Here is a 24,872-nt window from a genome sequence, read left to right on the forward strand (position 1 = left end):
GCCGATCCGGGACCCAGCAAAGACTTCCCGGCCGAATTCCCCCGTCCGATCGATGCCCGACCGGCTCCCTCCCCCGCTGCCGCCGCCCGCCGCATTGCGCCGCGCCGCGCCTTCGTCCACCTTCCGCCCATCATGCGGCCCGATATCCTCAATCCATACTTCGCGGCGATCACCGGCCTGTCGGGCATCGGCCCGAAGCTGGCAAAGCCGTTCGGACGGCTGCTCGGCCGCGAAGGCGAGCCCCGCCTGCTCGATCTGCTCATGCACCTGCCCGCCTCGACCATCGACCGGCGGGCGCGTCCCACCCTCGCGGAGGTCGTGCCCGACACGGTGGTGACGCTGGAGCTCGTCGTCGACCGCCACGTGCCGACCCCGCGCGGCTCGCGGGCACCTTACCGCGTCTACGCGCATGACGAGACCGGCGACATCGTGCTCGCCTTCTTCAAGGCGGACCGGAGCTGGATGGAACGCCTGCTCCCCGTCGGCGAGACGCGCTGGGTCTCCGGCACCGTCACGCTCTATGACGGCATGCATCAGATGACCCATCCCGACCGCGTGGTGGACGCGGCGGGACTCGCGAAGCTGCCGCCCATCGAGCCGGTCTATCCGCTGGTGGAAGGCCTCGGACAGGGCCATGTGCGCCGCGCCGTCGAGGCGGCGCTGAATGAGACGCCAGAACTGCCGGAATGGCAGGCCGCGCCGCCCGGCATCGGATTCCACGCCGCGCTGCGCCTTGTTCATCAGCCGCGCGAGACTCTGGACGCCAGCCCGCTCGGCCCGGCCTGGAAGCGCCTTGCCTATGACGAACTGCTCGCCGGTCAGCTCGCCCTCGCGCTGCTGCGGGCGCAGACGGTGAAGGAGGCGGGCCGGCCGAGCCTCGGCACCGGTGCCCTCTCGGAGCGCATCGTGCGCGCCCTGCCCTTTTCCCTCACTGGCTCGCAGACGCAGGCGCTGGAGGCGATCCGCGCCGATCTCGCCTCCAAGGACCGCATGTTGCGGCTGCTGCAGGGCGATGTCGGCTCCGGCAAGACAGTGGTGGCGCTGCTGGCGGCGGCGACCGTCGTCGAGGCCGGCCGGCAGGCCGCGCTGATGGCGCCGACCGAAATCCTCGCACGCCAGCATCTCAAGACCATCGAGCCGCTGGCGCAGGCGGCGGGGCTGCGCGTCGCGCTGCTCACCGGCCGCGAGAAGGGCCGCGCCCGTGCCGACATCCTCGCGGGCCTTGCCGCCGGCGTGGTGGATCTGGTCATCGGCACCCATGCGCTTTTCCAGGAGGGCGTCGTCTTTCACGATCTCGCCCTCGCCGTGGTCGACGAGCAGCACCGCTTCGGCGTGCACCAGCGCCTCGCGCTGGCCTCAAAGGGCGAGGCGGTCGATGTGCTGGTGATGACCGCGACGCCGATCCCGCGCACGCTCGTGCTGACCTATTTCGGCGATATGGAGTCGAGTGAGCTGCGCGAGAAGCCGGCCGGCCGCAAGCCGATCGACACGCGCGCCGTGCCCTCCGATCGTGTCGACGAGGTGGTCGCCAGCCTCGGCCGGGCGCTGGCGGAGGGGCGGCGCGCCTACTGGATCTGCCCGCTGGTCGAGGAATCGGAGAATTCCGACCTTCAGGCCGCACAGGCCCGCTTCGAGGACCTGCGCCACTGGTTCGGCGACAGGGTCGGCCTCGTGCACGGCAAGATGAAGGGCGCCGAGAAGGACGCCGCCATGGCCGCCTTCGCGGCGGGCGAGACGCAGCTCCTCGTCGCCACCACCGTGGTCGAGGTCGGCGTCGACGTGCCGGAAGCCAGCATCATCGTCATCGAGCATGCCGAGCGCTTCGGGCTGTCGCAGTTGCACCAGCTGCGCGGGCGCGTCGGGCGCGGCGATGCCGCCTCGACCTGCCTGCTGCTCTACCGCCGTCCGCTGGGCGAGATCGCCCGCCAGCGGATCGAGGCGTTGCGCGCCTCGGAGGACGGCTTCTTCCTCGCGGAGGAAGATCTGCGCCTGCGCGGCGAGGGCGACGTGCTCGGCACGCGGCAGAGCGGCTTCCCCGGCTTCAAGCTCGCGCGGCTCGACGTTCACGGCGATCTTCTCACCCGCGCACGCGCCGAGGCGACAGCAATAGTTAGGAACGATTCCGATCTTCTCGGCGCACATGGCGCGGCGCTGCGTCTGCTCCTACATATTTTCGAGCGCGACGTGGCGGTGAAGCTCCTCAAGGCGGGCTGAATACTGTCATGTTCCGCGTTGAAGAACTTGCACAGCTGACGATGGGAAGCCCGATGAACGAGCGGCGGCCGCGTCTATATTCCCTTACGGCACCCGGCCGGTGGGCGATGTTTGCGCTCGGCTGGGTCTGCGTCGTGCTCGGTATTATCGGCATCGTTACCCCGGTCATGCCCGGGACCGTGTTCCTCATTCTCGCCGCGTGGCTGTTCGCCCGCTCCTCTCCCCGTTTCGAGAACTGGCTGCTCACGCATCCGCGCCTCGGCCCCTCCGTTGTCGCCTGGAGGGCCAATGGCACGGTGCCACGCTGGGTGCCTTATGTGGCGTCCGGCAGCATGGGGGGCAGCTTCGTGCTGCTGGTCTTCGTCGGGCTGCCGGTGGCGGTGCTGGCGATCATCGGCGCGATCTTCGTGGCGGTCAGCGTCTATCTCTTCACGAGGCCGGTGACGTGATGGACGCGGCTGACAAGCCTGTCGGGCTTATCCTCGCCGGCGGCCTGTCGCGGCGCATGGGCGGAGGAGACAAGGCACTGCGCCCGCTGGCCGGCGAGAGCATCCTCGCCCGCGTCGTGCGCCGCCTGCGCCCACAGGTCAGGACGCTGCTTCTGAACGCCAACGGGCCGGCGGAACGCTTCGGCCTCAATCTACCCGTGGTGCCGGACGAGATGCCCGACACGCCCGGCCCGCTCGCCGGCATTCTCGCAGGGCTCGATCATGCGGCGCGGGAGATGCCGGGCGAGCCCTTCCTGCTCACCGTGCCAGCCGACTGCCCCTTCCTCCCCGCCGACCTTGCCGCCCGGCTGGCCGATGCCGCGACAGACGCAGGCGCGGCCTATGCGACGTCCGGCGCGCGCGCGCATCCCGTCGCCGGCATCTGGCGTGTCGCGGCACGCCACGATCTGCGGGCCCTGCTGGTCGACGAAGGCGAGCGCCGCGTCGGGCGCTGGCTGGCGCGCGCCGGCGCCGTGCCCGTCGAATGGCCGGCCGAGCCCTTCGATCCGTTCTTCAACGTCAACACGCCGGAAGACCTCGCAGCGGCCGAGCGGCTGGCGGCGGCCTATCCCGCGCTCTGACCGGCATCCGCCCGCCAGCCCATGCCGTCGACGGGCGCGGCGTGCTGGTCGACGAAATCGGCCACCGCCTCGATGTCGTCGAGATCGATCACCGGCAGCGGGCAGTCGTGCAGGCCGCCATCGCTGGCGACGCCGACGATATGGGGATCGTCGGGGTAGAGAAGCGGCTTGCCGACCTCGGCTCGGTGGATTTCGAGCTTGGGATGGTGGTCGCGCTTGTAGCCCTCGACCAGAACGAGATCGACCGGCGCCAGATGCGCCACCAGCTCCGGCAGATTCGGCTCCGGCGCGCCGCGCAATTCGTGCATCAGCGCCCAGCGATTGGCGGAGGCCACCAGCACCTCGCTGGCGCCGACCATGCGATGGGTGTGCGAATCCTTGCCCGGCTTGTCGACGTCGAATTCGTGATGGGCGTGCTTGATCGTCGAGACACGATGCCCACGGGCCACCAGCACCGGGATGAGCCGCGCCAGCAACGTGGTCTTGCCCGATCCGCTCCAGCCGGCAAAGCCGATCAGTCGCATAGGCGCGTCTCCCCGTTTCTTCGTTGCGCCAGAGTTCGGGCGTCCGCGCCGCTGCGTCAAGCGGGCCGCCGCCATGGGCCGATTGCGCTTTCCGCTTGCCGGCCATGCAGGCGCGGCCTACTCCGGCGCGGGAGTTTTGTGATGGATCAGGCGAACGGGCCGCTGCGGCTGGACCTCAAGGGGCTGAAATGTCCCCTGCCCGCGCTGCACACGCGCCGGGCGCTGGAGCGCGCCGCGCCGGGCACGGTGATCCTCGTCGAGTGCACCGACCCGATGGCGGTGATCGACATTCCCCATCTGGTCGGCCAGACGGGCAACGTCCTTGAGGAACAGACGTCGCAAGGCGGCGTGCTCGGCTTCCGCATCCGCCGGGCTTGAAGGTCAGGCATCTTGCCAGTCGAAGGCCAGCGGCGCTTCGCGAAAGGCGAAGCGGTCGAGATGGCGGGCCACTACGCCCTTCATCCGCTCCAGCGTCTCCGCGTCCCCGGCCTCTATGCGCACAATGAGCGCTTCCGCCTCTGCGTCCATGGTGGCCAGCGCGCCCTCGGGCAGCTTCACCTCGCCATGCGCGGGGTCGAAGCTCACGTCCAGCTTGTGCGCCCAATGCTTGCAGAGCTGCTGCAGATAGCGGCTGGCGTGTTGGGTGGGGACATGGGCCTGCGTGCTCGCCATGAGTCTTTCCTCTTTTCCGATGCCCCGACCGGGCGATGGACGAATCATGCGGCGCCCGGCCTTATGGAGTCGCGCCTCGATGGGAGACGCGTATCCCAATGGAGGAGCCCATGAGGCTGCCGCGCCTTCTGCTTGCCGCCCTGCTGGGCGCGTTGTGCCTCGCGGGCGCGGCGCAGGCGCAGACCTCGCCGCGTCCGCCATGGGCCGCCCCGCCAATCACGGCCAAGCCCGGCAAGCCGCTGCCCTCGCGCGCCGACACACATGTGTACCTGCTTCGCGGCCTGTTCGGGGTGTTCTCGCAGGGAATCGACGCGCTTGCCGCCGAGCTGGTGCAACTCGGCTACACCGCCGAGGTGCATGGCTGGGACGAGGCGCAAACGGTAATCGACCAGATCGTCCGGCGCTTCGCGGACGGGCATGACGGGCCGGTGGTGGTGATCGGCCATTCGCTGGGTGCCAATGCCACCATCGCGGTGGCGAGCGCCGTGGCGCCGCAGAACATCCCGGTCGACCTCGCCGTGACCTTCGACGCCACCGACCCCGGCCTCGTGCCGGAGAATGTCGCCATCCTGATCAACTTCTGGGCCAATGACGGCTTCGGCAAGCCGGTCTCGGCCGGGCCGGGCTATACGGGCCAGCTTGAGAATTTCGACCTCTCGGGCGAGCCGGGCATCGACCACACCAGCATCGATACGCGCGAGCGCTTCCACCAGTTCGTCATCACCACGCTGGAGGGCATGACCGGCCATTAACGCCGGCGGCCCGCCGCATCCCGACCCGGCAGCAGTGCCTTCAGTCGCCTCGTGAAGCCCGCATTCTCGATTCTGGCGAGCCGCGCGGTGGCGAAGGCGAGTTCCTGCCCGGTCGCCTCCAGCCGAGTCTCGGCGTCGGCCCGCGCGGCACGCACCGCCGCCAGTTCTTCCTCGGCACGGGCCAGCCGCGATTCCAGCTCGGCGGCGCGGCGGCCGTCCCAAGTGGCGCTCGAACGCGCTTCCAGCGCGTCCGGCGCCTCGATGTCATAGACGTTGAGCGCCGGCACGAGACGAGCCATCCGATCCTTCCGGCGCAGCGGCTCGGTGGAGGCCCGGCGGAACACCGCCACGAAGTCCGCCCACCCCGTCGGCCCCGGCTTACCGATGAAGCTCTCCACCACCTCGACGGAAATCCCGCTACGGCGGCTCCACAGGGCGAGCGCGTGGCCGGCATCGGGATAGAAGCGCCAGCAGTCCACGGGATAGCGATGGAAGTGATGGTTGCTTGGCGCGTTCACGTAGAGAAAGCCGCCGGGCTTCAGAATCCGCGCCAGCTCCACGAAGGTTTGCCAGAAGCAGGCATCGTGCTCGAAGGCGGAGCTTGTGACGATCACGTCGGCACTGGCATCGGCCAGCGGAAGCGGCCGGGCCGGATCGACGACGAGATCGACGCCCGCGCCCGGCGCCATGTCGAGGCCGAGATAATTCGCCCCCGGCGGGCAGTGGTCGCGCAGCGTGCCGTTGACGTTCTGGCTGCCGAGTTCGACGACCTGTCGGAACTCCGGCCGCCAATAGAGGTCAAAGAACAGCCGGCCGTGCTCATAGGCCGTGTCGTGCATGGGGAGCTCCGCTCTCGCTGCGAGGGTCGATGGATGGCCGGCGAACGAAGGATTAGCCGGTTTTCCGCCGTCACCGGAAGCATAAAACCCTTCCCGCTTCGCAGGCGGGAGGAGCCCTCCGGCGGCTTGCCATCGGCGCGCGAAACCCTTAAGCCCCGTCCCCGTGGGAGCCCGTAGCTCAGCCGGTAGAGCACGTGACTTTTAATCATGGGGTCTTGGGTTCGAATCCCAACGGGCTCACCACCTGTCCGATCCGTTTCCCCGACGCGGCGGTCACTTGTAGGAGGCGACCTCGATGAGGTTGCCGTCGGGGTCGCGCACGTAGACGGACAGTATGTCGCCCTGTGCACCCGGCTTGACCACCGGGCCGAGCTCGATCTCCAGCCCGCATTGGCGGAAATGGTCGGCGACCTCCTCTGGTCCGATATCGGTGAGGAAGCAGAGGTCGTCGCTGCCCGGCTGGGGGGACAAGCCGGTGAACCAGACGTCGGGCGACATGGAAATCGGCCGCAGATTGATCTTGTTGCGGCCGAACATCATGCTCGTGCGGATCGGGCCACCCTGCTTCTGCACGTTGTCCACGCGCGTCATGCCCAGCACGCGCGCGTACCATTCTGCCGCCACTTCGACATCGCGGACATTGAGGACGAGGTGATCGAACGCGTTGACTTTCAACATGGCGGGACTCTGTCTCTGGGCCTTTGCCTGTCCGGGGATCGTCCGGGCCGAACTGAGCGCCCGTCCCATGCATCCACAACGAAAGTCGTAACCCGTTTGGGTGCAGCCCGTCGATAGCCGCGATGCCATGATTGCAGCGCCAAAGGAATTCCAGCCTGAGGCGATCCTTCCTTAACCCCGGCGTCGGCTGCGAAGCGAATCGCGAATTGCCGGCGCCGGGGTCTTTTCGGTCGCTTCTTCCGCCGCCGCGCCTTAGCACTCTGGCGGCGAATTATTGCAAACCTGCAAGAACGCCCTGTCGATCATACCGCTTCCGATGCGTGGGAACGGCGACTAGCTTGCGTGCAACCCATCCGGCGGGCGGGCCCAGCGGACCTCGCGAAAACCTTGCCCCGCATATCTTGCAGGAGTTGCCCCCATGGCCAAAGTCCTCGTTCTCTACCATTCCGCCTACGGCCACATCGAAGCCCTCGCCAATGCCGTCGCAGAAGGTGCCCGCGAAGCCGGCGCGGCCGTCGACGTCAAGCGCGTTCCCGAGACGGTGCCGGAGGAGGTCGCCCGCGCCAATCACTTCAAGCTCGACCAGGCCGCTCCCGTCGCCACCGTCGACGATCTGAAAGACTATGACGCGATCATCTTCGGCGCCGGCACCCGCTTCGGCACGGTCGCCTCGCAGATGCGCAGCTTCATCGACCAGACCGGCGGCCTGTGGTTCACCGGCGCGCTCGTCGGCAAGGTCGGCTCGGTGTTCACCTCGTCGGCCACCCAGCACGGCGGGCAGGAATCGACCATTCTCGGCTTCATCCCCACCCTGCTGCATCACGGCATGGTCGTCGTCGGCCTGCCCTATGCCTTTCAGGGCCAGACGGGCGTCGACGAGATCAAGGGCGGCTCGCCCTACGGCGCCTCGACCATCACCGACGGCGACGGCTCGCGCCAGCCTTCCAAGGTCGAACTGGACGGCGCCCGTTTCCAAGGCAAGCACGTGGCGACCATCGCCGGCAAGCTCCACGGCTGACGGCCACCTTCTGACGCATCCCGGACGGGCTTCATCCGTCCGGGATGCGCTCTCTCACGACCGCGCCGAAATATCCCCGCGCGCCCAGCCTTCCTTCACCTGCGCCTTGTGGTCCTCGAAGCGCCCCTCCGCGATGGCGGCGCGGATGCCGGCGGTCAGGCTCTGGTAATAGGCGAGATTCACCCAGGTCAGCAGCATCGAGCCCAGCATCTCGTCGCAGCGCACGAGGTGGTGGAGGTAGGCGCGCGAATAGTCACGCGCGGCCGGGCAGTCGCTCTCCTCGTCCAGCGGGCGCGGGTCTTCGGCGTGGCGGGCGTTCTTCAGGTTGATCTTGCCGAAGCGGGTGAACGCCGTGGCGTGCCGACCCGCCCGCGTCGGCATCACGCAGTCGAACATGTCGACGCCACGTGCCACGCTTTCGATGATGTCGTCCGGCGTGCCGACGCCCATCAGGTAGCGCGGCTTGTCCTGAGGCAGGATCGGATTCACCGTCTCCAGCATCGACAGCATCACCGCCTGCGGCTCGCCGACCGCCAGCCCGCCGATGGAATAGCCGGGAAAGCCGATATCGACGAGGCCGCGTGCTGATTCCTCGCGAAGCTCCGGGTCGTCGCCGCCCTGAACGATGCCGAACAGCGCGCGGCCTTTCGGCTGGAGCTCGAACGCCTTCTTGGAACGCTCGGCCCAGCGCAGCGACAGGCGCAGGGCGCGGGCGATCTCCTCCTTTGAGGCGGGCAGGCGCACGCACTCGTCGAGCTGCATCTGGATGTCCGAGCCGAGCAGGCCCTGGATTTCCACCGAGCGCTCCGGGGTCAGCTCGTAATAGGACCCGTCGATGTGCGAGCGGAAGGTGACGCCCTTCTCGCTCATCTTGCGCAGCGCGGCCAGCGACATGACCTGAAAGCCACCGGAATCGGTGAGGATCGGGTGCGGCCAACGCGCGAATTCGTGCAACCCGCCGAGTTTGGCTACCCGCTCCGCGCCTGGGCGCAGCATCAGGTGATAGGTGTTGCCGAGAATGATGTCGGCGCCGAGCTCACGGACCTGGTCCGGATACATGCCCTTCACCGTGCCGGCGGTGCCGACCGGCATGAAGGCCGGTGTTCGGATGTTGCCGCGCGGCGTGACGACTTCGCCGAGGCGCGCAGCCCCGTCGGTGGCTTTCAGGCGGTAGCGGAATTCAGCGGTGTCGTTCATGCGGCGGCTTTTGGCAGCAAAAGGCAGGCGTCGCCATAGGAATAGAAGCGGTAGCCGTTCGCGATCGCGTGCGCATAGGCGCGCTTCTGCGGCTCGTGGCCGATGAAGGCCGCTACCAGCATCACCAGCGTCGAACGCGGCAGGTGGAAATTGGTGAGCATGCCGTCGATGAAGCGGAAGCGGGTGCCCGGCGTGATGAAGATGTCCGTGTCGCCGCGCCAGGCCTCCAGCCGTCCGTCCTCGCTCGCCGCGCTCTCGATCAGGCGCGTTGCCGTGGTGCCGATGGTGACGACCCGTCCGCCCCGCGCCCTCACCGCGCTCAGTGCAGCGGCGGTCTCGGCGGAGACCTCGCCCCATTCCGAATGCATGCGGTGATCGCGCGTATCGTCCGCTTTCACCGGCAGGAAAGTGCCCGCCCCGACATGCAGCGTGACGCGATGGGTCTCGATGCCGCGCGCGGCGAGGCGCGCGATGAGCGCCGGCGTGAAATGCAGCCCGGCGGTCGGCGCGGCGACCGAGCCCTCATGGGCGGCGAACATGGTCTGGTAGTCCGCGCGGTCCTGCGCATCCTCCGCCCGCTTGGCGGCGATGTAGGGCGGCAGCGGCACATGACCGATGGCAGCGATGGCGGCGTCGAGCCCGGCGCCCGAGGCGTCGAAGCGCAGCGTGACCTCGCCGCCCTCGCCCTTGCCCTCGACAGTGGCAGTAAGGTTGCCGGCCGCCGGGTCGGTACCGGCGAATTCCACCGTGTCGCCGAGCGCGAGGCGCTTGCCGGGACGGGCGAAGGCAAGCCACAGGTCGGGGCCGACGCGCTTGTGCAGCATCGCCTCCACCCGCACGCCCTCGCCCTGCGAGGTGGCGCGCCGGCGCATGCCGTCGAGCCGGGCGGGCACGACGCGGGTGTCGTTCACCACCAGGGCGTCGCCGGGCGCGAGAATATCCGGCAGGTTGCGCACATGGGCGTCGGTCAGCTCCTGCGCGGTGCCGGGGCGCACGACGAGCATGCGGGCGGCATCGCGCGGAGAAACCGGCCGAAGCGCGATGCGCTGGGGCGGCAGCTCGAAATCGAAAAGGTCAACACGCATGGAAACGCCGGCCCGGAAATAGCGATCCCGGATGCGCGATTGCACATCCGGGATGACGCGTCATCGACGGTAGGGTCGATCAGGCGGCGGAGACGCTCGCCTTGACGATCTTGTCGGGGTTCGACACCGGCTCGCCGCGCTTGATCTTGTCGACGTTCTCCATGCCTTCCACGACCTCGCCCCACACGGTGTACTGGCCGTCGAGGAAGGAGGCGTCGCCGAAGCAGATGAAGAACTGGCTGTCGCCCGAGTCCGGGTGCTGGGCGCGCGCCATGGAGGCGGTGCCGCGCACGTGCCGGCCCTTGTTGAACTCGGCCTTCAGCTTCTTGCCGGAGCCGCCGGTGCCGTTGCCGAACTGGCCATCGCCGGTCTGGGCCATGAAGCCCTCGATCACGCGGTGGAACGGTACGTTGTTGTAGAAGCCTTCCGTCGCCAGCTCGGCGATGCGGGCGACATGGTTCGGCGCCAGATCCGGGCGGAAGCGGATCTTGACCGGGCCCTGGGTCGTCTCGAGCAGCAGGAAGTTGACGGTGTCGGACATGGTGGTCTCCTTCAAAAACTCACAAATGGGCCTGGCGGATGCCGGTCACTTCGCGTCGGAAGCGACCTTCATCGAGATGATCTTGTCCGGGTTCTGCACCGGCTCGCCGCGCTTGATCTTGTCGACGTTCTCCATGCCGGAGACGACCTGACCGATGACCGTGTACTGGCCGTTCAGGAAGTCGGCATTGCCGAAGGTGATGAAGAACTGCGAATTGGCGCTGTTGGGCGCCGAGGCGCGGGCCATGCCGACCGTGCCGCGCTTGAACGGCACGTTGGAGAACTCGGCGGGAAGGTTCGGGTAGCGCGAGCCGCCGGTGCCGTTGCCGTACTGGCCGTCGCCGGTCTGCGCCATGAAGCCCTCGATGACGCGATGGAACGGCACGTTGTCGTAATAGCCCTCGCGCGCTAGCGTCTTGATGCGCTCGGCATGCTGCGGGGCGAGGTCGTTGCGCAGCACGAAGATCACCGGGCCCTTGGTGGTCTGCATGATGATGGTGTTCTGCGGATCGACATTCGGCGGCAGCTTGGGCGCGGTCTGCGCGGCGGCGGGCAGCACCAGCGCGCCAAGGACAGCGAAGGCGGCGATCAGGGATCGGATCATCGAATGGGACTCCGTTGAGCGATGGCGGGCCGCTGCCCGCTTCTAGCCGTTATGCCCGAACCGGCCGCGCAGGCGGGCCAGTACGGCGGGCGGGACGAAGGCGGACACGTCGCCACCCATGGCGGCGATCTGCCTGACCAGAGTGGCGGTGATGGGGCGGGCGATGGGCGAGGCCGGCAGGAAAACCGTCTGCACGCGGGGTTTCAGCACCGCGTTCATGCCAGCCATCTGCATCTCGTAGTCGAGATCCGTGCCGTCGCGCAGGCCGCGGATGAGAAGGCTCGCGCCCTGCGCTTCGGCGGCGTCGACTACGAGCGTGTCAAAGGTCACGCAGTCCAGCGCGGCGCCCTCCTCGCGGGCGATCGGCTCGAACACCTCGCGCAGCATCTCCAGCCGCTCGGCAGCCGGGAACAACGGCGTCTTTCCGGGATGGATGCCGACCCCGACCACGAGCCGATCAACCAGCCGCGCGGCGGCGCGCGCCACCTCGACATGACCGTTGGTCGGCGGATCGAACGAGCCGGGATAGAAGGCGGTGCGCGTGGCGCTCATGCAGTGCCTCTCGATGCGCCGCCAGCGTTAGCGGCCTCCCGCCGCCGACGCAAGCGGGACCGGCGCCCCGGTCCCTAGCGTTCCGCCCGGTCGATCCACTTCGTCACCTGCGGCGCACGGTAGTCGCGCAGCCGCGCGAGCAACGCTTCGGGCTCCTCACCCACCAGCAGCATGTCGCGATGCGCCTCGCGCATGAAACCTTCCTCGACCGCATGGTCGATGAAGCGCAGCAGCGGCCGGTAAAAGCCGGCGACGTCGAGCACGGCGCAAGGCTTCTCGTGGCTGCCGAGTTGCGCCCAGGTCCACACCTCGAACAGTTCCTCCAGCGTGCCGATGCCGCCGGGCAGCGCGACGAAGGCATCGGCGAGGCTCGCCATCAGCGCCTTGCGCTCATGCATGGAGCCGACCACGCGCAGGTCCGACAGGCCGAGATGGGCGACTTCCTTGTCGACGAGGCGCTGCGGGATGACGCCGATCACCTCGCCGCCCGCCGCCAGCGCGGCATCGGCCAACGCGCCCATCAGCCCGACGGAAGCCCCGCCATAAACGAGGCCGATGCCTTCGCGGGCCAGCAGCCGGCCGAAATCGAGCGCGGCCTGCCGGTATTCCGGCCGCCGGCCGGCATTCGAGCCAAGAAAGACGCAGATACGGCGCATGGTTCGCCTCTCGAAACGGGTGACATGAAAACGGCGCCGTCTCCGGCGCCGCTCATTCTTTCGGGCAAAAGGCGCGGTCGGCGGATCAGTCCGCCGCGTCCTCGCTGCCGGCATCCTCGCCTTCTTCCTCGGTGACGCGCTCGACCGAGACGACCTTCTCGTCCTCCGCCGTGTCGAACACGATCACGCCCTGGCTGCCGCGCCCGACGATGCGGATGCCGTTGACCGGGCAGCGGATGAGCTGGCCGCCATCGGTGACGAGCATGATCTGGTCCGCTTCCTCCACCGGGAAGGAGGCCACCAGCGGCCCGTTGCGCTCGTTCACCGCCATGGCGACGATGCCTTTGCCGCCGCGCCGCGTGGTCCGGTACTCGAAGGAAGAGGTGCGCTTGCCGTAGCCGTTCTCCGACAGGGTCAGGATGAACTGCTCGGCGGCGCCCATCGCGACATAGCGCGCCTGATCGAAGGTGGCGGCGGTGCCCGTGGTCTCGGCCTCCTCGGGTGCCTCCTCGGCCTCCAGCTCGACGATGTCCTCCGCTTCGGCCGTAGCCTCGCCACCCTGGGCCCGGCGCACGGCATTGGCGCGCTTGATGTACTCGGCGCGCTCCTCGGCGGTGACGTCGATATGGCCGATGATGGCCATGGAGATCAGCTTGTCGCCGCCCTCCAGCTGGATGCCGCGCACACCCATGGAATCGCGACCCTTGAAGACGCGCACCTCGGTGGCGGGGAAGCGGATGCACTGGCCGTTGGCGCTGGTCAGCAGCACGTCGTCAGCCTCGGTGCAGAGCTGGACGTCGGCGATGGATTCGCCCTCCTCCAGCTTCATGGCGATCTTGCCGTTCCGGTTCACATTGGTGAAGTCGGAAAGCTCGTTGCGCCGGACCGTGCCGCCCGTGGTGGCGAACATGATCTGTAGCCGGCTCCACGTCTCCTCGTCCGGCAGCGCCATGATCGAGGTGATGCGTTCGCCCTCGGTCAGCGGCAGGATGTTGACCAGCGCCTTGCCGCGCGATTGCGGGGCGGCGATGGGCAGGCGCCAGACCTTGAGCTTGTAGACCTGACCCTTGGAGGAGAAGAACAGCACCGGGGCATGCGTCGAGGCGACAAACAGGCGGGTGACGAAATCCTCGTCCTTCGTCTGCATGGCCGAGCGGCCCTTGCCGCCGCGCCGCTGCGCGCGATAGGTGGAAAGCGGCACGCGCTTCACATAGCCGGCATGGGACACAGTGACGACCATGTCCTCACGTGCGATCAGATCCTCATCCTCGAAGTCGCCCTCGGCCTCGGTGATCTCGGTGCGGCGCGGCGTGCCGAACTCGGCCTTCACCCCCAGAAGCTCGTCCTTGACGATGGCGCGGATGCGCTCGCGGCTGGCGAGAATGTCGAGATATTCGCGAATCTCGACGGCGATCTTGTCGAGCTCGTCCGCTACTTCGTCCCGACCGAGCGCGGTAAGGCGCTGCAGGCGCAGATCGAGGATGGCCCGGGCCTGCTCGAAGGAGAGGCGATAGGTGTTGTCCGGGCCCAGCCGGTGGCGCGGATCGTCGATCAACGCGATCAGCGGGGCGACGTCGAGCGCCGGCCAGTCGCGCGTCATCAGCGCCTCGCGCGCCGTCGCCGGGTCGGGCGAGGTGCGGATGGTGTGGATGATCTCGTCGATATTGGCGACGGCGATGGCGAGGCCGACCAGCACATGGGCGCGATCGCGCGCCTTGCGCAGCAGGAACTTCGTGCGCCGGCTAACAACCTCCTCGCGGAAGGCGACGAAAGCGGTCAGCAGGTCGTGCAGCGTCATCACCGCCGGCTTGCCGCCGTTGAGCGCCACCATGTTGGCGCCGAAGGAGGTCTGCAGCGCCGTCATGCGGTAGAGATTGTTCAGAACGACATCGGCCTGGGCGTCGCGCTTGATCTCGAACACCACGCGCAGACCCTCGCGCGAGGATTCGTCGCGGATTTCGGCGATGCCCTCCAGCCGCTTTTCGCGGACCAGCTCGGCGATGCGCTCGATCATCGTCGCCTTGTTCACCTGATAGGGGATCTCGGTGACGATGATGGCGTCGCGGTCCTTGCGGATCTCCTCGATGGTGGCGCGCGAGCGCATCACGATGGAGCCGCGCCCGGTGAGGTAGGCCTGCCGGATACCGCTGCGCCCGAGGATGAGCGCGCCGGTCGGGAAGTCGGGGCCGTGGATGTAGTCGAGCAGCCGCTCGACATCGAGCGCGGGGTCGTCGATCAGCGCCACGCAGGCATCCACCACCTCGCCAAGATTATGCGGCGGGATGTTGGTAGCCATGCCGACGGCAATGCCGCCGGCTCCGTTGACCAGCAGGTTCGGGAAGCGGGCGGGGAGCACGGTCGGCTCCTGCTCGCGCCCGTCGTAATTGTCCTGGAAGTCGACCGTGTCCTTGTCGAGGTCGTCGAGCAGCGTCATCGCCGGCTTGGCGAGGCGCACCTCGGTGTAGCGCTCGGCCGCCGGCGGGTCGCCGTCGATGGAGCCGAAATTGCCCTGCCCGTCGATCAGCGGCAGGCGCATGGAGAAGTCCTGCGCCAGACGCACCAGCGCGTCATAGATCGCCTGGTTGCCGTGCGGATGGTACTTGCCCATCGTGTCGCCGGTCACGCGGGCGGATTTGTTGTAGGGCCGGTCCGGCGTGTAGTTGTTCTCGCGCATCGAGAACAGGATGCGGCGATGCACCGGCTTGAGGCCGTCGCGCACGTCGGGCAGCGCGCGCGAGACGATCACGCTCATCGCGTAGTCGAGATAGCTGCGCGAGAGCTCTTCGGTGATCGAGACGGGCCGGATATCCGACGGGCCGCCGCCCTCCGGCTTGATCGTATCGGAATCGGACAAGGATTCGACTTTCCGTGGTTGCGGAACAGGTGTCACTGTGTAGCCGATTCCGGCTGAGGGCGCCAGTTTCGCGACGTTTTCGGTCGCGCAAAAAGCGTAGCAATACCAATATTTTACAGCCGAGTTTCCACAGGCGTCGCGGAACGTGGCGGAAGCATGGCGCCAAGGACGGCAAAGCCTGCCGGCGGATGCCCGAATCCTGGGCGCGGAGATGCCTGCCGAAGAGTTCCGCCGACCGCTTGGCAGGGCCGGCGCTGCGCGGTCTTATAGGACAGGCGGCCCCTTCGGCCGCAGCGGGACGCGCCCGACGCGCGACGGGGCTGGAACGTGCTGGACTATGTGTTTTCCGCCGTGGTGACGATGGCGGTCGTCATCGACCCGATCGGCCTCGCGCCGCTCTTTCTCGCCGTGACGACGGACCTTACCGGCCCGGAGCGCCGGCTGGTTGCCATCCGTTCGGCCTGCATCGCGCTCGCCATCCTGGTGGCGTTCGGCCTTGTCGGCGCGCCGCTGCTGGCCGCGCTGGGCATCACCCTGCCCGCCTTCCGCATCGCCGGCGGGCTGCTGCTGTTCACCATTTCCTTCGAGATGGTGTTCGGTCGCCGCACGGAGCGCAAGTTCGACGCCTCCGAGGTCGCCCAGCGCGAGAAGCTGCTGCGCACGCTCGCCGTGTTCCCGCTCGCCATCCCGCTGATGGCGGGGCCGGGCGCGATCACCGCCATGCTGCTGCTGGCCGGCGAGGCGCATGGCGATCCGGCGCGGCTGGCTCTGCTGTTCCTCATCACCGTGCTGGTGATCGCGAGCTGCCTCGCCGTCTTCCTGCTGGCCGAGCGCACCGACAAGCTGCTCGGCGTCACCGGCAACGTCATCCTCTCGCGCCTGCTAGGCATCGTGCTGGCCGCGCTGGCGGTGCAGTTCGTCATTGACGGGATCAGGGCCTCGTTTCTGGCGTGACGGACATCGCCGCGGCAGTCGCTTTCCCTTGATCCCCGCAATATCGACGGATTCTGCCGCCCTCGAATGCCGGCGAGGACCCGCCGGCCACGTTTCTGCCCTGTCCGCCTTTAGCCGCTCAGCCGCCGAACACGACCTGGTTCATGATCCGGCCGGGCCAGAGGGTGAACAGCCCGGCCAGTACCAAGCCGCCATAGAACAGGCCAGTCATGCCCTTGGCGTGCAGTGCCGCCTCGTGGCGATGGGCATGCCACAGCGCCATGGGCAGCGCCCAGAGCACGAAGAGCGAGAGCAAATGGATGGGGCCGAACGGACCGATCCATCGCATTTCGTGGATCCAGAACGAAGAGAGTGCGACGGTCAGCATCAGCGCTGCCCAGCTCCAGCCGACTGCGCGGTGCGGCAGCGTGCCCTTGGGTGCGGCGAGCTGGACCGCGCCGAGCGCGAGCGCGGCCAGCGCGCTGAAGGCATGGATGCGGATCGCCAGCGAAGCGTCGAGCAGGGGAGCGAGGCTCATGCGATTTCTCTCGCCTCCCGCCGGCCCATTCGGCCTGTCGCGCCCATGGTCATCTCTGGCAGGCCCGATGCCGGGCAAAATCCGGCCTCGGCGTCACTAGCTTGTCGACTGAGCGATAGGGGGTAAATCGCCCGCCCGCGAAGCATCCAGCCACAGGATGCCGGACGGCGGAAGCGCTCCGGAATGCCCCCGTTCCACCGCATGTCTGCCGACATGCTGCGCCGCTCGACGTGCCGCTCGCCTGCCAGCGCCTCAACCGTCGCTCCGCAGTCGAACGTATCTTGGCTCAGAAAACGTATCTTGGCTCAGAACGGGATTTCGTCGTCGAGATCGCCGCCACCGCCGAACTTGCCGCCGCCACTGCCGCCGCTGCCGCCCGCGCCGCTCACCGGGGCGGGCTTGCGCTCGCCGCCGAAGGAGCGGCCGCCGGACCCGCTACCACTGCCACCGCCGAAGCCCGAACCGCCCGAGCCAAAATCGCCGCCCGAGGCGTAGTCGTCACCGCCGCCGCCTTCGGAGCCGCCGCCGCGGCTGTCGAGAATGGTCAGCTCGCCACGGAACGGGCGCAGCACTACCTCGGTGAAATAGCGCTCACCGCCATTCTGGTCGGTCGCCTTGCGGGTCTCGAGCTGGCCTTCGATATAGACCTTGGTGCCCTTGCGCAGATACTGCTCGGCGACGCGCAGCAGGTTCTCGTTGAAGATCACCACGCTGTGCCACTCGGTGCGCTCCTTGCGCTCGCCGGAGGCCTTGTCGCGCCAGGTCTCGGAGGTGGCGATGCGCAGGTTGCACACGCGTCCGCCGTTCTGGAAGGTCCGCACCTCGGGGTCGCGGCCGAGATTGCCGATAATGATCACCTTGTTGACGCTGCCCGCCATATTGTCCTCCGTTAAGGGACGCCCGCGGCGGCGCGCGCGCGTCATTCAGGCCGCCATACTAGCTTACGCGTCCCCGCCATGCGCGCCCGCTCGCCCGCCTGTCCACATCTAGGCCGAAAACGGGGTGCCGCCATGTCAGATCGTTCTTGTTATGTTCCTAACATTGTGTCTAGTTTGATGCAAGACAATGAGTCCCTCGTTGCAGTGGCGGAGACCAGCACTATGTTAACGCTGTGAATGCCGCAGGGAGTGTTCCCGTCATGACCGATCCGCGTAACCGCCGGCGCGCCCGCGCCACTGCCATTGCCCTCAACGCCGAGGACGCGCGCCAGGCGATGATCCGCCGCGCGCTGCTCGCCGTAACCGGCGGGATGATCGCGGCGACCGCCGTCGCGGCGCTGGCGATGAAGGCCGCCGGCCTCTGAGTTTCGTCGGGACGGGCGGCCGCCCCCGCGATATGTTTCTGGCACAGCCCGTCAAGATGAGACCGGAATGAAGGACCGCGTGGATCCCCCGCGCCGCGACGCCCGTTCGATTACGATACGCGGCGCGCGCGAGCACAATCTCAAGAATGTCGATCTGGAAATCCCGCGCGACAGCCTTGTCGTGTTCACGGGACTTTCGGGCTCAGGCAAATCCTCGCTGGCCTTCGACACGATCTATGCCGAGGGCCAGCGCCGCTATGTCGAGAGCCTCTCGGCTTATGCACGCCAGTTCCTGGAGATGATGCAGAAGCCGGACGTCGACCAGATCGACGGCCTGTCGCCGGCCATCTCCATCGAGCAGAAGACCACCTCGAAGAACCCGCGCTCCACCGTCGGCACCGTCACCGAGATCTACGACTACATGCGCCTGCTCTGGGCGCGCGTCGGCATCCCCTATTCGCCCGCGACCGGCCTTCCCATCGAGAGCCAGACGGTCAGCCAGATGGTCGACCGCGTGCTGGCGCTGCCGGAGAAGTCGCGGCTCTTCCTGCTGGCTCCGGTTGTTCGCGGTCGCAAGGGCGAGTACCGCAAGGAACTCGCCGAGTTCCAGAAGAAGGGCTTCCAGCGCGTCAAGGTCGACGGCGAATTCCACGAGATCGCCGAGGCCCCCGCGCTCGACAAGAAGTTCAAGCACGACATCGACGTGGTGGTGGACCGCCTCGTGGTGCGCCCGGACATCGCCAGCCGTCTCGCGGATAGTTTCGAGACGGCGCTCGGCCTTGCCGACGGCATCGCGGTGATCGAGTTCGCCGACGAGAAGGACGAGGGCGGCGAGCCGCGCCGCATCGTCTTCTCGGAGAAGTTCGCCTGCCCGGTCTCCGGCTTCACCATTCCCGAGATCGAGCCGCGGCTGTTCTCCTTCAACAACCCGTTCGGCGCCTGCCCGACCTGCGACGGCCTCGGCCACGAGAGCAAGATCGACCCGGACCTCGTGGTGCCGGACAAGTCGCGCACCCTCAAACAGGGCGCCATCGCGCCGTGGGCGAAGTCCACCTCGCCCTATTACGGCCAGACGCTGGACGCCATCGCCCGCCATTACGGCGTCAAGCTCACCGTGCCCTGGTCGGGCCTGCCGGAGAAGGTGCAGGACGTCATCCTGCACGGCTCGAAGGCCGAGACCATCCGTTTCGTCTATGACGACGGCATGCGCGCCTATGAGACGGTGAAGACTTTCGAGGGCATCGTCACCAATCTGGAGCGCCGCTGGCGTGAGACGGAAAGTGACTGGGCGCGCGAGGAGATCGGCAAGTATTTCTCCGCCGTGCCCTGCGCGGCCTGCCACGGCTATCGGCTGAAGCCCGAAGCGCTGGCGGTGAAGATCGCCGGCAGCCATATCGGCCAGGCCGCGCAGCTTTCCGTGCGCGCCGCGCTGGACTGGTTCGGCGCCCTGCCCGGCCAGCTCAGCGACAAGCAGAACGAGATCGCGGTACGCATCCTCAAGGAAATCCGCGACCGCCTCGCCTTCCTGCTCGATGTCGGGCTCGACTATCTCACGCTGGCGCGCTCCTCCGGCACGCTGTCGGGCGGCGAGAGCCAGCGCATCCGCCTCGCCTCGCAGATCGGTTCCGGCCTGACCGGCGTCCTTTACGTGCTGGACGAGCCGTCCATCGGCCTGCACCAGCGTGACAATGAGCGCCTGCTCGGCACGCTGCGGCGCCTGCGTGACCTCGGCAACACGGTGATCGTGGTCGAGCACGACGAGGACGCCATCCTCGCCGCCGACTATGTCGTCGATGTCGGCCCCGGTGCGGGCGTGCATGGCGGGCGCATCGTCGCGCAGGGCACGCCACGCGAGATCCTTGCCAACCCGAACTCGCTTACCGGGAAGTACCTCACCGGCGAACTCACCGTGCCGGTGCCCAAGCGCCGCAAGCCGGACCGCAAGCGGCTGCTGCGGGTGGTCAATGCGCGGGCCAACAACCTCAAGAACGTCACGGCGGAGATCCCGCTCGGCCTGTTCACCGCCGTCACCGGCGTCTCGGGCGGCGGCAAGTCGACGCTTCTGGTCGACACGCTCTACCGCGCCGTGGCGCGCCGGCTCAATGGCGCTTCCGATCCCCCGCTGGCCCATGACGGGCTGGAGGGGCTGGAGCACCTCGACAAGGTGATCGACATCGACCAGTCGCCGATCGGGCGCACGCCGCGATCGAACCCCGCGACCTATACCGGCGCCTTCACGCCGATCCGCGAATGGTTCTCCGGCCTGCCGGAGGCCAAGGCGCGCGGCTACGGCCCGGGGCGCTTCTCGTTCAACGTGAAGGGTGGGCGCTGCGAGGCGTGCCAGGGCGACGGCGTCATCAAGATCGAGATGCACTTCCTCCCGGACGTCTACGTCACCTGCGACGTCTGCAAGGGCAAGCGCTACAACCGCGAGACGCTGGAAGTCACCTTCAAGGGCAAGTCCATCGCCGACGTGCTCGACATGACGGTCGAGGAAGGCGCCGAGTTCTTCAAGGCGGTGCCGGCGGTGCGCGAGAAGCTGGAGACGCTCTCGCGCGTCGGGCTCGACTACATCAAGGTCGGCCAGCAGGCCAACACGCTGTCGGGCGGCGAGGCGCAGCGCGTGAAGCTCTCCAAGGAGCTTTCCCGCCGCGCCACCGGGCGCACGCTGTACATTCTCGACGAGCCGACGACGGGGCTGCACTTCGCCGATGTCGCCAAGCTGCTCGAAGTGCTCCACGAACTGGTCGAGCAGGGCAACACGGTGGTGGTGATCGAGCACAATCTCGAGGTCATCAAGACCGCCGACTGGGTGATCGACCTCGGCCCCGAGGGCGGCGACGGCGGCGGCGAAATCGTCGCGGCCGGCCCGCCGGAAGTCATCGCAAAAGCCGCCCGCAGCCACACCGGCCGTTTCCTCGCCGAGGTGCTGGAGCGCCGCCCGCTCAAGCCGCGCAGCGCGGCGGAGTAGACGAGCGCCTCTCCGACCAACGCGTCATTCCGCACCAAACGCGTCATCCTGGACGGTCCGCAGGACCGATCCGGGATCGTCTGCCGGTGTTTCCGCCACGAGCCTCCGTCCGGCCGGACGGCCAGCCGCTGTCCTCGGCGCGTCACGCGTCCTGCCACAACCGGACCAGGTTCACCGTCACCGCGATCAGTACGATGGTGGCGCCGAACTGGTGCGCCAGCGCGATGTCGACCGGCACCTGATGGATCAGCGTCCACACGCCGAGAAAGGCCTGCGTCGCCACCAGGGCGAGGATGACGAAGGCGCGCCGGCGCACCGCCCCGCCGACCCGCCGCGCGCTCAGCCAATGCCCGATCGCCAGCGCCAGCAGCGCATAGGCGACGAGGCGATGGTTGAACTGGACGGTGAGAACATTCTCGAAGAAATTGCGCCAAGCGGGTTGCTGGATCAGCAGATTTTCCATCGGCGGCACGAGATGCCCGTCCATCAGCGGCCAGGTCGTGTAGCTCAACCCCGCGTCGAGGCCGGCGACCAGACCGCCGAGGAAGATCTGCAGGATGACGACGCCGAACAGGATGCGGGCATAGGAACGCAGCCAGTCCGGCGAGGCGCGCCGCTCCGCCGGCGGCTTCAGCGAGACCGCGACCGCCACCGTCGCCGCGAGGATGATGCAGGCGAGCGTGAGGTGGGTGGCGAGCCGGTACTGGCTCACATCGACGCGGTTCACCAGGCCCGAGGCGACCATCCACCAGCCGACGCCGCCCTGCAGTCCGCCGAGCACGAAGAGCCCCGACAGTTTCCAGCCGAGCGCCCGGTCGACCAGCCCCCGCCATAGGAAGAACAGGAAGGGGATGAGGAAGACGAATCCGATCAGCCGGCCGAGTAGCCGGTGCACCCATTCCCACCAGAAGATGTATTTGAACTCATCGAGGCTCATGCCCCGGTTGATCTGCTGGTACTGCGGGATCTGGCGGTACTTGTCGAACTCGGTCTGCCACGCGCTCTCGGAGAGCGGCGGCAGCATGCCCGTCACCGGCTTCCACTCGGTGATGGACAGGCCGGATTCGGTCAGCCGCGTCGCCCCGCCGACCACCACCATCAGCACGATCAGCGCGGCGACGGCATAGAGCCAGAGGCGCACCGGCCGCAGCCGGTCGGCGGCGGGCACGGCGAGATCGCCCTGCGTCGAAGGGGAAAGATCGAGGGCCATGCACGCGCTCCCTGCACCGGCGGCCACCCGCCCCCGCCGGCCGCCTTGCGCCGGGCGGCTTCCGCCCGGGCGTCGCGAGCGATATAGAGGCGCGCGCGGCCATGCAACGGGACTCTTTGTCCCGCGCGCCGTGCCGACCAGCCGGAGCGCCGACATGAACGACAACCGCCCCGCCCCTACCGGCCGCCTGCGCAAGTTCGCCGGTACTCTGGCGCTCGTCGTGCTGGTGGTGTTCTGGGCGCTGGCCGCGATGGCGCTGGCACAGGGCCGTGTCACCACCCTGCCAGCTTTCGGACAGTTCGTGGCCTATGTGATCCTCGGCAGCGGATGGATCGTGCCGGCCGCCTTCATCATCCGCTGGATGCTGAAATACGACCGGCGCCCGGAAAGCCTTTGAGGGCGCGCGTTCACGCTGCGCGGGAGAGTGCGCCGGCCGGTGTTTCCGGCGTGAACGTCACCATCGCGATATCGCCGAACCCCTGAGCGCCCAGGCCGTCGAAGGCCTGCACCGCATCGGTCGCCAGCGCGCCGGGACGCGTCACCAATATGGTGGTCGGCGCCAGCGCCGCGATGCGCGCGGCTCCCTCGGCGCCGCCGAGCGGCGGGGCGGCCACGATGACGTGATCATAGGTCTGGGTCAGCGCCGTGAGGATCAGCGGCAGACGGTCGGCCGCGATAAGCCCCGCCGCCTCGCGGGCGCCCCGGCCGGGCGGAATCACGTGGCAGCGCGAGCCGTTCTCGCGATGGATGGCGTCCGAGAAGCTCGCCACGCCGAACAGCAGGTCGGTGAGGCCGGGCGCACGCGGGTCGCCCGCGAGGGCATCGAGCGTCGGCGAGCTCATTTCGAGGCACACCAGGACAACCCGGCGGTCGGCAGTGGAGGACAGCGCGCGCCCGAGCGCGACGGCGCAGCGGGCTATGCCCTCGTCCGGGCTCGGGCCCGTGACGACGACCAGCCGCGCGGCGGCGCCGCGCACCTCCACGAGCCGCGAGAGATCGGCCAGCTCGCGCTCGCGGGCGGGAAGGCCGCGCGGCGGCAGGCGCTCCTCGTCCGGCTCGTCATTGGCGCCGCCGATCCACGGAAGATGCTGCATCGCGCGGGCCGGCACCTCCGGCATGGGCACGGCTCCGAATTCCTGCCCGGCGGCACGCGTGCGGCGGCGCGCCAGCGCCTGAAAGCCCATCACCAGTAGAAAAGTGCCGATGCCGGCGGTGAGGCTGGAAATCAGCGGCGTGGGCCAGCGCGGCGTCGCGGCGGGCGCGGCGGAGGCGAGGATGCGGGCCGGCATAGGCGCGGCGGCATTGGGGTCCATGCTGAACGGACCTCGGCTTTCGCGCAGTTCCAGATAATTGGTCGCAAAGGCGTTGGCGACATCCGCCGAGAGGCGAGGATCGGGCGAGGCGAAATCCACGGCGATCTGGCCGGAGCCGATATCGCGCACCGACAGCCCGCGCTCGACCGAACGCAGCGCCAGAGTCTGGCGGGACTCCTGGCCCGCCGACGGAACGGCGGAGAAGCCGGCGACGCGCAGGGCCGCGCCTGAAAGGGCCGCCGTCACTCCGCCCAGCGGGGCGGCGAGCCGCGCGGTGAGCCCGTTGCGCTCGATGACGTGGCGGGCGAAGTCGCGCGAGGAGAGAACCTTCAGGCTGTCGCGGCCGGCGGCGAAGCTGCGGCTGTCGGTCCACAGGCGTGCCTGCGACTGGTAGCGCGGCGTGCTGACCTGGCTGACGATTCCCCCGGCGAGCAGGCCAGCGAGAACAGGCGCGAGCAGAAGACGGCGAATCCGCTGGACGGTACGTTCCGGCGGAATCGCGGCGGGCGGCGGCGTCGCCTCATCGGGCAGCGGCGCGGCGCTCGGGCTGGCGATCTCACTCGGGTCCATCATGGTGCCCATTAGGCACCGTCATGGTTTCCACCGTGTTAAAGCCGCACACGCACCCACAGGCGACCGCGAGGGCCGCCGTTCGTTCCGGGAATGGGGATGGAGTGGAAATGGTCGGAGCGAGAGGATTTGAACCTCCGACCCCTAGTCCCCCAGACTAGTGCGCTAACCAGGCTGCGCTACGCTCCGACGCCGTGAGGCGTCGCCTGTCTAGCCATTTGCCGGCCGCGATGCAAGCCGCGCGGCGGGCTCGACAGGTCCCTCCCCACCTTCCTGCGCCTCGGGCTCGGGCCCCACTTCGCGCTCGGTTGACGCGCTCAGGCGCTGGAACACGCCGAGGGAGACCAGAGTGAGGCAGCCGGCGGCCAGCAGAAGCGCGGCATAGACCACATCCGCGACATCCTCACGCGCCGTCTCGAACACCAGCACCAGCGCCTCCAGGAAGATGGCGATGACGATGGTCGAGATGAATTTGGTGAGGCCGCGCCGCGCGTCGGCCGCCGTGCGTTTCTCCCGGCCGGCCGGCACCTCCTCCTCGAAAAAGTACTTGGCGACGTCGAACAGGGCGATGGCGACGATGAGATAGCCGACCACGGCGAGCAGCGAGCCGTGAATCGCCTGCCCTCCCGCGAGGCTGTCGCGTATCGCCATATAGGGGGCATAGACCAGCAGGATGGCCGCCACGGCCATGAGGGCGCAGGCGGCGACGGCGAAGACGATGCGGATGAAGAGGCTCATGCGGGTTCCCCTATCGGAATGCCGTCCCAGCTAGAGCGAGCC

Annotated in this window: 26 protein-coding genes and 2 tRNA genes; 11 read left to right on the forward strand and 17 right to left on the reverse strand. The window is 68.3% G+C overall.

Going from position 1 to position 24,872, the window contains the following annotated elements; translation table 11 throughout:
- Positions 1 to 132: 132 nt before the first annotated feature.
- From recG to mobA, 3 genes are all read left to right on the forward strand, one after another.
- Positions 133 to 2,214 carry an ATP-dependent DNA helicase RecG gene (gene recG / locus MWN33_RS11020; protein WP_247200549.1) on the forward strand — a complete coding sequence of 694 codons (2,082 nt, stop codon included), beginning with the start codon at positions 133 to 135 and terminating at the stop codon, positions 2,212 to 2,214.
- 107 nt (positions 2,215 to 2,321) lie between these two features.
- A complete protein-coding gene (locus MWN33_RS11025; RefSeq protein ID WP_247200550.1) occupies positions 2,322 to 2,663 on the forward strand; it encodes a YbaN family protein in 342 nt (113 codons plus the stop codon).
- Positions 2,663 to 3,283, forward strand: coding sequence for a molybdenum cofactor guanylyltransferase MobA (mobA, locus tag MWN33_RS11030; RefSeq protein WP_247200551.1), 621 nt, complete (start codon positions 2,663 to 2,665; stop codon positions 3,281 to 3,283). Before MWN33_RS11025 ends, mobA begins: the two co-directional genes overlap by 1 nt.
- Here mobA and mobB read toward each other — a convergent pair.
- Entirely contained in the window at positions 3,268 to 3,807 is a 540-nt protein-coding gene (gene mobB / locus MWN33_RS11035) for a molybdopterin-guanine dinucleotide biosynthesis protein B (protein WP_247200552.1), read from the reverse strand. The two genes, mobA and mobB, sit on opposite strands and share 16 nt — an antisense overlap.
- Positions 3,808 to 3,948: 141 nt before the next feature.
- On the opposite strand from mobB, the gene MWN33_RS11040 reads away from it, so the two are divergent.
- Positions 3,949 to 4,185, forward strand: coding sequence for a sulfurtransferase TusA family protein (locus MWN33_RS11040; RefSeq protein WP_247200553.1), 237 nt, complete (start codon positions 3,949 to 3,951; stop codon positions 4,183 to 4,185).
- 3 nt (positions 4,186 to 4,188) lie between these two features.
- On the opposite strand, the gene MWN33_RS11045 is transcribed toward MWN33_RS11040, so the two are convergent.
- A complete protein-coding gene (locus tag MWN33_RS11045; RefSeq protein WP_247200554.1) occupies positions 4,189 to 4,479 on the reverse strand; it encodes a DUF2218 domain-containing protein in 291 nt (96 codons plus the stop codon).
- Positions 4,480 to 4,589: 110 nt separating this feature from the next.
- Here MWN33_RS11045 and MWN33_RS11050 point away from each other — a divergent pair, with 110 nt between their 5' ends.
- Positions 4,590 to 5,231 (forward strand): Mbeg1-like protein, encoded by a 642-nt coding sequence (locus MWN33_RS11050; RefSeq protein ID WP_247200555.1) that lies wholly within the window; start codon positions 4,590 to 4,592, stop codon positions 5,229 to 5,231.
- On the opposite strand, the gene MWN33_RS11055 is transcribed toward MWN33_RS11050, so the two are convergent.
- Positions 5,228 to 6,070 (reverse strand): methyltransferase domain-containing protein, encoded by an 843-nt coding sequence (locus MWN33_RS11055; RefSeq protein WP_247200556.1) that lies wholly within the window; start codon positions 6,068 to 6,070, stop codon positions 5,228 to 5,230. The two genes, MWN33_RS11050 and MWN33_RS11055, sit on opposite strands and share 4 nt — an antisense overlap.
- Before the next feature lie 167 nt (positions 6,071 to 6,237).
- Between MWN33_RS11055 and MWN33_RS11060 the strand changes: the two genes are divergently transcribed.
- Positions 6,238 to 6,313 (forward strand) — tRNA-Lys (locus MWN33_RS11060).
- 30 nt (positions 6,314 to 6,343) lie between these two features.
- Here the strand turns inward: MWN33_RS11060 and MWN33_RS11065 are convergent.
- Complete coding sequence (locus MWN33_RS11065; protein WP_247200557.1) at positions 6,344 to 6,748, reverse strand: VOC family protein; 405 nt, start codon at positions 6,746 to 6,748, stop codon at positions 6,344 to 6,346.
- 418 nt (positions 6,749 to 7,166) lie between these two features.
- Between MWN33_RS11065 and wrbA the strand changes: the two genes are divergently transcribed.
- On the forward strand, positions 7,167 to 7,766 hold the full coding sequence (gene wrbA / locus MWN33_RS11070; protein WP_247200558.1) for an NAD(P)H:quinone oxidoreductase: 600 nt from the start codon (positions 7,167 to 7,169) through the stop codon (positions 7,764 to 7,766).
- 54 nt (positions 7,767 to 7,820) lie between these two features.
- Here wrbA and tgt read toward each other — a convergent pair whose 3' ends face one another.
- The 7 genes from tgt to gyrA all read right to left on the reverse strand — a co-directional run bounded on the left by tgt (position 7,821) and on the right by gyrA (position 15,254).
- The gene (gene tgt / locus MWN33_RS11075) at positions 7,821 to 8,963 is read right to left on the reverse strand and encodes a tRNA guanosine(34) transglycosylase Tgt (protein WP_247200559.1); all 1,143 of its coding nucleotides are present in this window, start codon (positions 8,961 to 8,963) and stop codon (positions 7,821 to 7,823) included.
- Positions 8,960 to 10,048, reverse strand: a complete 1,089-nt coding sequence (gene queA / locus MWN33_RS11080) for a tRNA preQ1(34) S-adenosylmethionine ribosyltransferase-isomerase QueA (RefSeq protein WP_247200560.1) — start codon at positions 10,046 to 10,048, stop codon at positions 8,960 to 8,962. The genes tgt and queA overlap by 4 nt, the downstream gene beginning before the upstream one ends.
- Before the next feature lie 79 nt (positions 10,049 to 10,127).
- The gene (locus MWN33_RS11085) at positions 10,128 to 10,589 is read right to left on the reverse strand and encodes a peptidylprolyl isomerase (RefSeq protein WP_247200561.1); all 462 of its coding nucleotides are present in this window, start codon (positions 10,587 to 10,589) and stop codon (positions 10,128 to 10,130) included.
- 45 nt (positions 10,590 to 10,634) lie between these two features.
- A complete protein-coding gene (locus tag MWN33_RS11090; RefSeq protein ID WP_247200562.1) occupies positions 10,635 to 11,192 on the reverse strand; it encodes a peptidylprolyl isomerase in 558 nt (185 codons plus the stop codon).
- Between the two features lie 42 nt (positions 11,193 to 11,234).
- Positions 11,235 to 11,744 (reverse strand): pantetheine-phosphate adenylyltransferase, encoded by a 510-nt coding sequence (coaD, locus tag MWN33_RS11095; protein ID WP_247200563.1) that lies wholly within the window; start codon positions 11,742 to 11,744, stop codon positions 11,235 to 11,237.
- Positions 11,745 to 11,818: 74 nt separating this feature from the next.
- Entirely contained in the window at positions 11,819 to 12,400 is a 582-nt protein-coding gene (locus MWN33_RS11100; RefSeq protein ID WP_247200564.1) for an LOG family protein, read from the reverse strand.
- Between the two features lie 85 nt (positions 12,401 to 12,485).
- On the reverse strand, positions 12,486 to 15,254 hold the full coding sequence (gene gyrA, locus MWN33_RS11105) for a DNA gyrase subunit A (protein WP_247200566.1): 2,769 nt from the start codon (positions 15,252 to 15,254) through the stop codon (positions 12,486 to 12,488).
- A 327-nt stretch (positions 15,255 to 15,581) separates the two neighbouring features.
- Between gyrA and MWN33_RS11110 the strand changes: the two genes are divergently transcribed.
- A complete protein-coding gene (locus MWN33_RS11110) occupies positions 15,582 to 16,208 on the forward strand; it encodes a MarC family protein (protein WP_247200568.1) in 627 nt (208 codons plus the stop codon).
- 118 nt (positions 16,209 to 16,326) lie between these two features.
- Here the strand turns inward: MWN33_RS11110 and MWN33_RS11115 are convergent, their stop codons facing one another.
- Together MWN33_RS11115 and ssb are read right to left on the reverse strand one after the other, a co-directional pair.
- Positions 16,327 to 16,725: a DUF2306 domain-containing protein gene (locus MWN33_RS11115; protein WP_247200569.1), complete on the reverse strand. Its 399-nt coding sequence runs from the start codon at positions 16,723 to 16,725 to the stop codon at positions 16,327 to 16,329.
- Positions 16,726 to 17,030: 305 nt separating this feature from the next.
- Positions 17,031 to 17,603, reverse strand: coding sequence for a single-stranded DNA-binding protein (ssb, locus tag MWN33_RS11120; protein ID WP_247200570.1), 573 nt, complete (start codon positions 17,601 to 17,603; stop codon positions 17,031 to 17,033).
- Positions 17,604 to 17,863: 260 nt separating this feature from the next.
- Here ssb and MWN33_RS11125 point away from each other — a divergent pair, with 260 nt between their 5' ends.
- Both MWN33_RS11125 and uvrA read left to right on the forward strand, forming a co-directional pair.
- A complete protein-coding gene (locus tag MWN33_RS11125; protein WP_247200571.1) occupies positions 17,864 to 18,028 on the forward strand; it encodes a hypothetical protein in 165 nt (54 codons plus the stop codon).
- A 67-nt stretch (positions 18,029 to 18,095) separates the two neighbouring features.
- On the forward strand, positions 18,096 to 20,999 hold the full coding sequence (gene uvrA, locus MWN33_RS11130; RefSeq protein ID WP_247200572.1) for an excinuclease ABC subunit UvrA: 2,904 nt from the start codon (positions 18,096 to 18,098) through the stop codon (positions 20,997 to 20,999).
- A 142-nt stretch (positions 21,000 to 21,141) separates the two neighbouring features.
- On the opposite strand, the gene MWN33_RS11135 is transcribed toward uvrA, so the two are convergent.
- Positions 21,142 to 22,209, reverse strand: a complete 1,068-nt coding sequence (locus tag MWN33_RS11135) for a COX15/CtaA family protein (RefSeq protein WP_247200573.1) — start codon at positions 22,207 to 22,209, stop codon at positions 21,142 to 21,144.
- Between the two features lie 154 nt (positions 22,210 to 22,363).
- On the opposite strand from MWN33_RS11135, the gene MWN33_RS11140 reads away from it, so the two are divergent.
- The gene (locus MWN33_RS11140) at positions 22,364 to 22,606 is read left to right on the forward strand and encodes a DUF2842 domain-containing protein (protein ID WP_247200574.1); all 243 of its coding nucleotides are present in this window, start codon (positions 22,364 to 22,366) and stop codon (positions 22,604 to 22,606) included.
- Positions 22,607 to 22,616: 10 nt separating this feature from the next.
- On the opposite strand, the gene MWN33_RS11145 is transcribed toward MWN33_RS11140, so the two are convergent.
- The 3 genes from MWN33_RS11145 to MWN33_RS11155 all read right to left on the reverse strand — a co-directional run bounded on the left by MWN33_RS11145 (position 22,617) and on the right by MWN33_RS11155 (position 24,830).
- Positions 22,617 to 24,095: a tyrosine-protein kinase family protein gene (locus tag MWN33_RS11145; protein ID WP_247200575.1), complete on the reverse strand. Its 1,479-nt coding sequence runs from the start codon at positions 24,093 to 24,095 to the stop codon at positions 22,617 to 22,619.
- Between the two features lie 108 nt (positions 24,096 to 24,203).
- Positions 24,204 to 24,281 (reverse strand) — tRNA-Pro (locus tag MWN33_RS11150).
- Between the two features lie 21 nt (positions 24,282 to 24,302).
- Positions 24,303 to 24,830: a GNAT family acetyltransferase gene (locus tag MWN33_RS11155; protein WP_247200576.1), complete on the reverse strand. Its 528-nt coding sequence runs from the start codon at positions 24,828 to 24,830 to the stop codon at positions 24,303 to 24,305.
- Positions 24,831 to 24,872 lie beyond the last annotated feature (42 nt).

This window comes from Ancylobacter koreensis (assembly GCF_023016525.1).
Lineage (GTDB): Bacteria > Pseudomonadota > Alphaproteobacteria > Rhizobiales > Xanthobacteraceae > Ancylobacter > Ancylobacter koreensis.

Coding starts and splice junctions, on each gene's coding strand:
- recG (WP_247200549.1), top strand. CDS start 133: ATGCGGCCCGATATCCTCAATCCATACTTCGCGGCGATCACCGGCCTG.
- MWN33_RS11025 (WP_247200550.1), top strand. CDS start 2,322: ATGTTTGCGCTCGGCTGGGTCTGCGTCGTGCTCGGTATTATCGGCATC.
- mobA (WP_247200551.1), top strand. CDS start 2,663: ATGGACGCGGCTGACAAGCCTGTCGGGCTTATCCTCGCCGGCGGCCTG.
- mobB (WP_247200552.1), bottom strand. CDS start 3,807: ATGCGACTGATCGGCTTTGCCGGCTGGAGCGGATCGGGCAAGACCACG.
- MWN33_RS11040 (WP_247200553.1), top strand. CDS start 3,949: ATGGATCAGGCGAACGGGCCGCTGCGGCTGGACCTCAAGGGGCTGAAA.
- MWN33_RS11045 (WP_247200554.1), bottom strand. CDS start 4,479: ATGGCGAGCACGCAGGCCCATGTCCCCACCCAACACGCCAGCCGCTAT.
- MWN33_RS11050 (WP_247200555.1), top strand. CDS start 4,590: ATGAGGCTGCCGCGCCTTCTGCTTGCCGCCCTGCTGGGCGCGTTGTGC.
- MWN33_RS11055 (WP_247200556.1), bottom strand. CDS start 6,070: ATGCACGACACGGCCTATGAGCACGGCCGGCTGTTCTTTGACCTCTAT.
- MWN33_RS11065 (WP_247200557.1), bottom strand. CDS start 6,748: ATGTTGAAAGTCAACGCGTTCGATCACCTCGTCCTCAATGTCCGCGAT.
- wrbA (WP_247200558.1), top strand. CDS start 7,167: ATGGCCAAAGTCCTCGTTCTCTACCATTCCGCCTACGGCCACATCGAA.
- tgt (WP_247200559.1), bottom strand. CDS start 8,963: ATGAACGACACCGCTGAATTCCGCTACCGCCTGAAAGCCACCGACGGG.
- queA (WP_247200560.1), bottom strand. CDS start 10,048: ATGCGTGTTGACCTTTTCGATTTCGAGCTGCCGCCCCAGCGCATCGCG.
- MWN33_RS11085 (WP_247200561.1), bottom strand. CDS start 10,589: ATGTCCGACACCGTCAACTTCCTGCTGCTCGAGACGACCCAGGGCCCG.
- MWN33_RS11090 (WP_247200562.1), bottom strand. CDS start 11,192: ATGATCCGATCCCTGATCGCCGCCTTCGCTGTCCTTGGCGCGCTGGTG.
- coaD (WP_247200563.1), bottom strand. CDS start 11,744: ATGAGCGCCACGCGCACCGCCTTCTATCCCGGCTCGTTCGATCCGCCG.
- MWN33_RS11100 (WP_247200564.1), bottom strand. CDS start 12,400: ATGCGCCGTATCTGCGTCTTTCTTGGCTCGAATGCCGGCCGGCGGCCG.
- MWN33_RS11115 (WP_247200569.1), bottom strand. CDS start 16,725: ATGAGCCTCGCTCCCCTGCTCGACGCTTCGCTGGCGATCCGCATCCAT.
- ssb (WP_247200570.1), bottom strand. CDS start 17,603: ATGGCGGGCAGCGTCAACAAGGTGATCATTATCGGCAATCTCGGCCGC.
- MWN33_RS11125 (WP_247200571.1), top strand. CDS start 17,864: ATGACCGATCCGCGTAACCGCCGGCGCGCCCGCGCCACTGCCATTGCC.
- uvrA (WP_247200572.1), top strand. CDS start 18,096: ATGAAGGACCGCGTGGATCCCCCGCGCCGCGACGCCCGTTCGATTACG.
- MWN33_RS11135 (WP_247200573.1), bottom strand. CDS start 22,209: ATGGCCCTCGATCTTTCCCCTTCGACGCAGGGCGATCTCGCCGTGCCC.
- MWN33_RS11140 (WP_247200574.1), top strand. CDS start 22,364: ATGAACGACAACCGCCCCGCCCCTACCGGCCGCCTGCGCAAGTTCGCC.
- MWN33_RS11145 (WP_247200575.1), bottom strand. CDS start 24,095: ATGATGGACCCGAGTGAGATCGCCAGCCCGAGCGCCGCGCCGCTGCCC.
- MWN33_RS11155 (WP_247200576.1), bottom strand. CDS start 24,830: ATGAGCCTCTTCATCCGCATCGTCTTCGCCGTCGCCGCCTGCGCCCTC.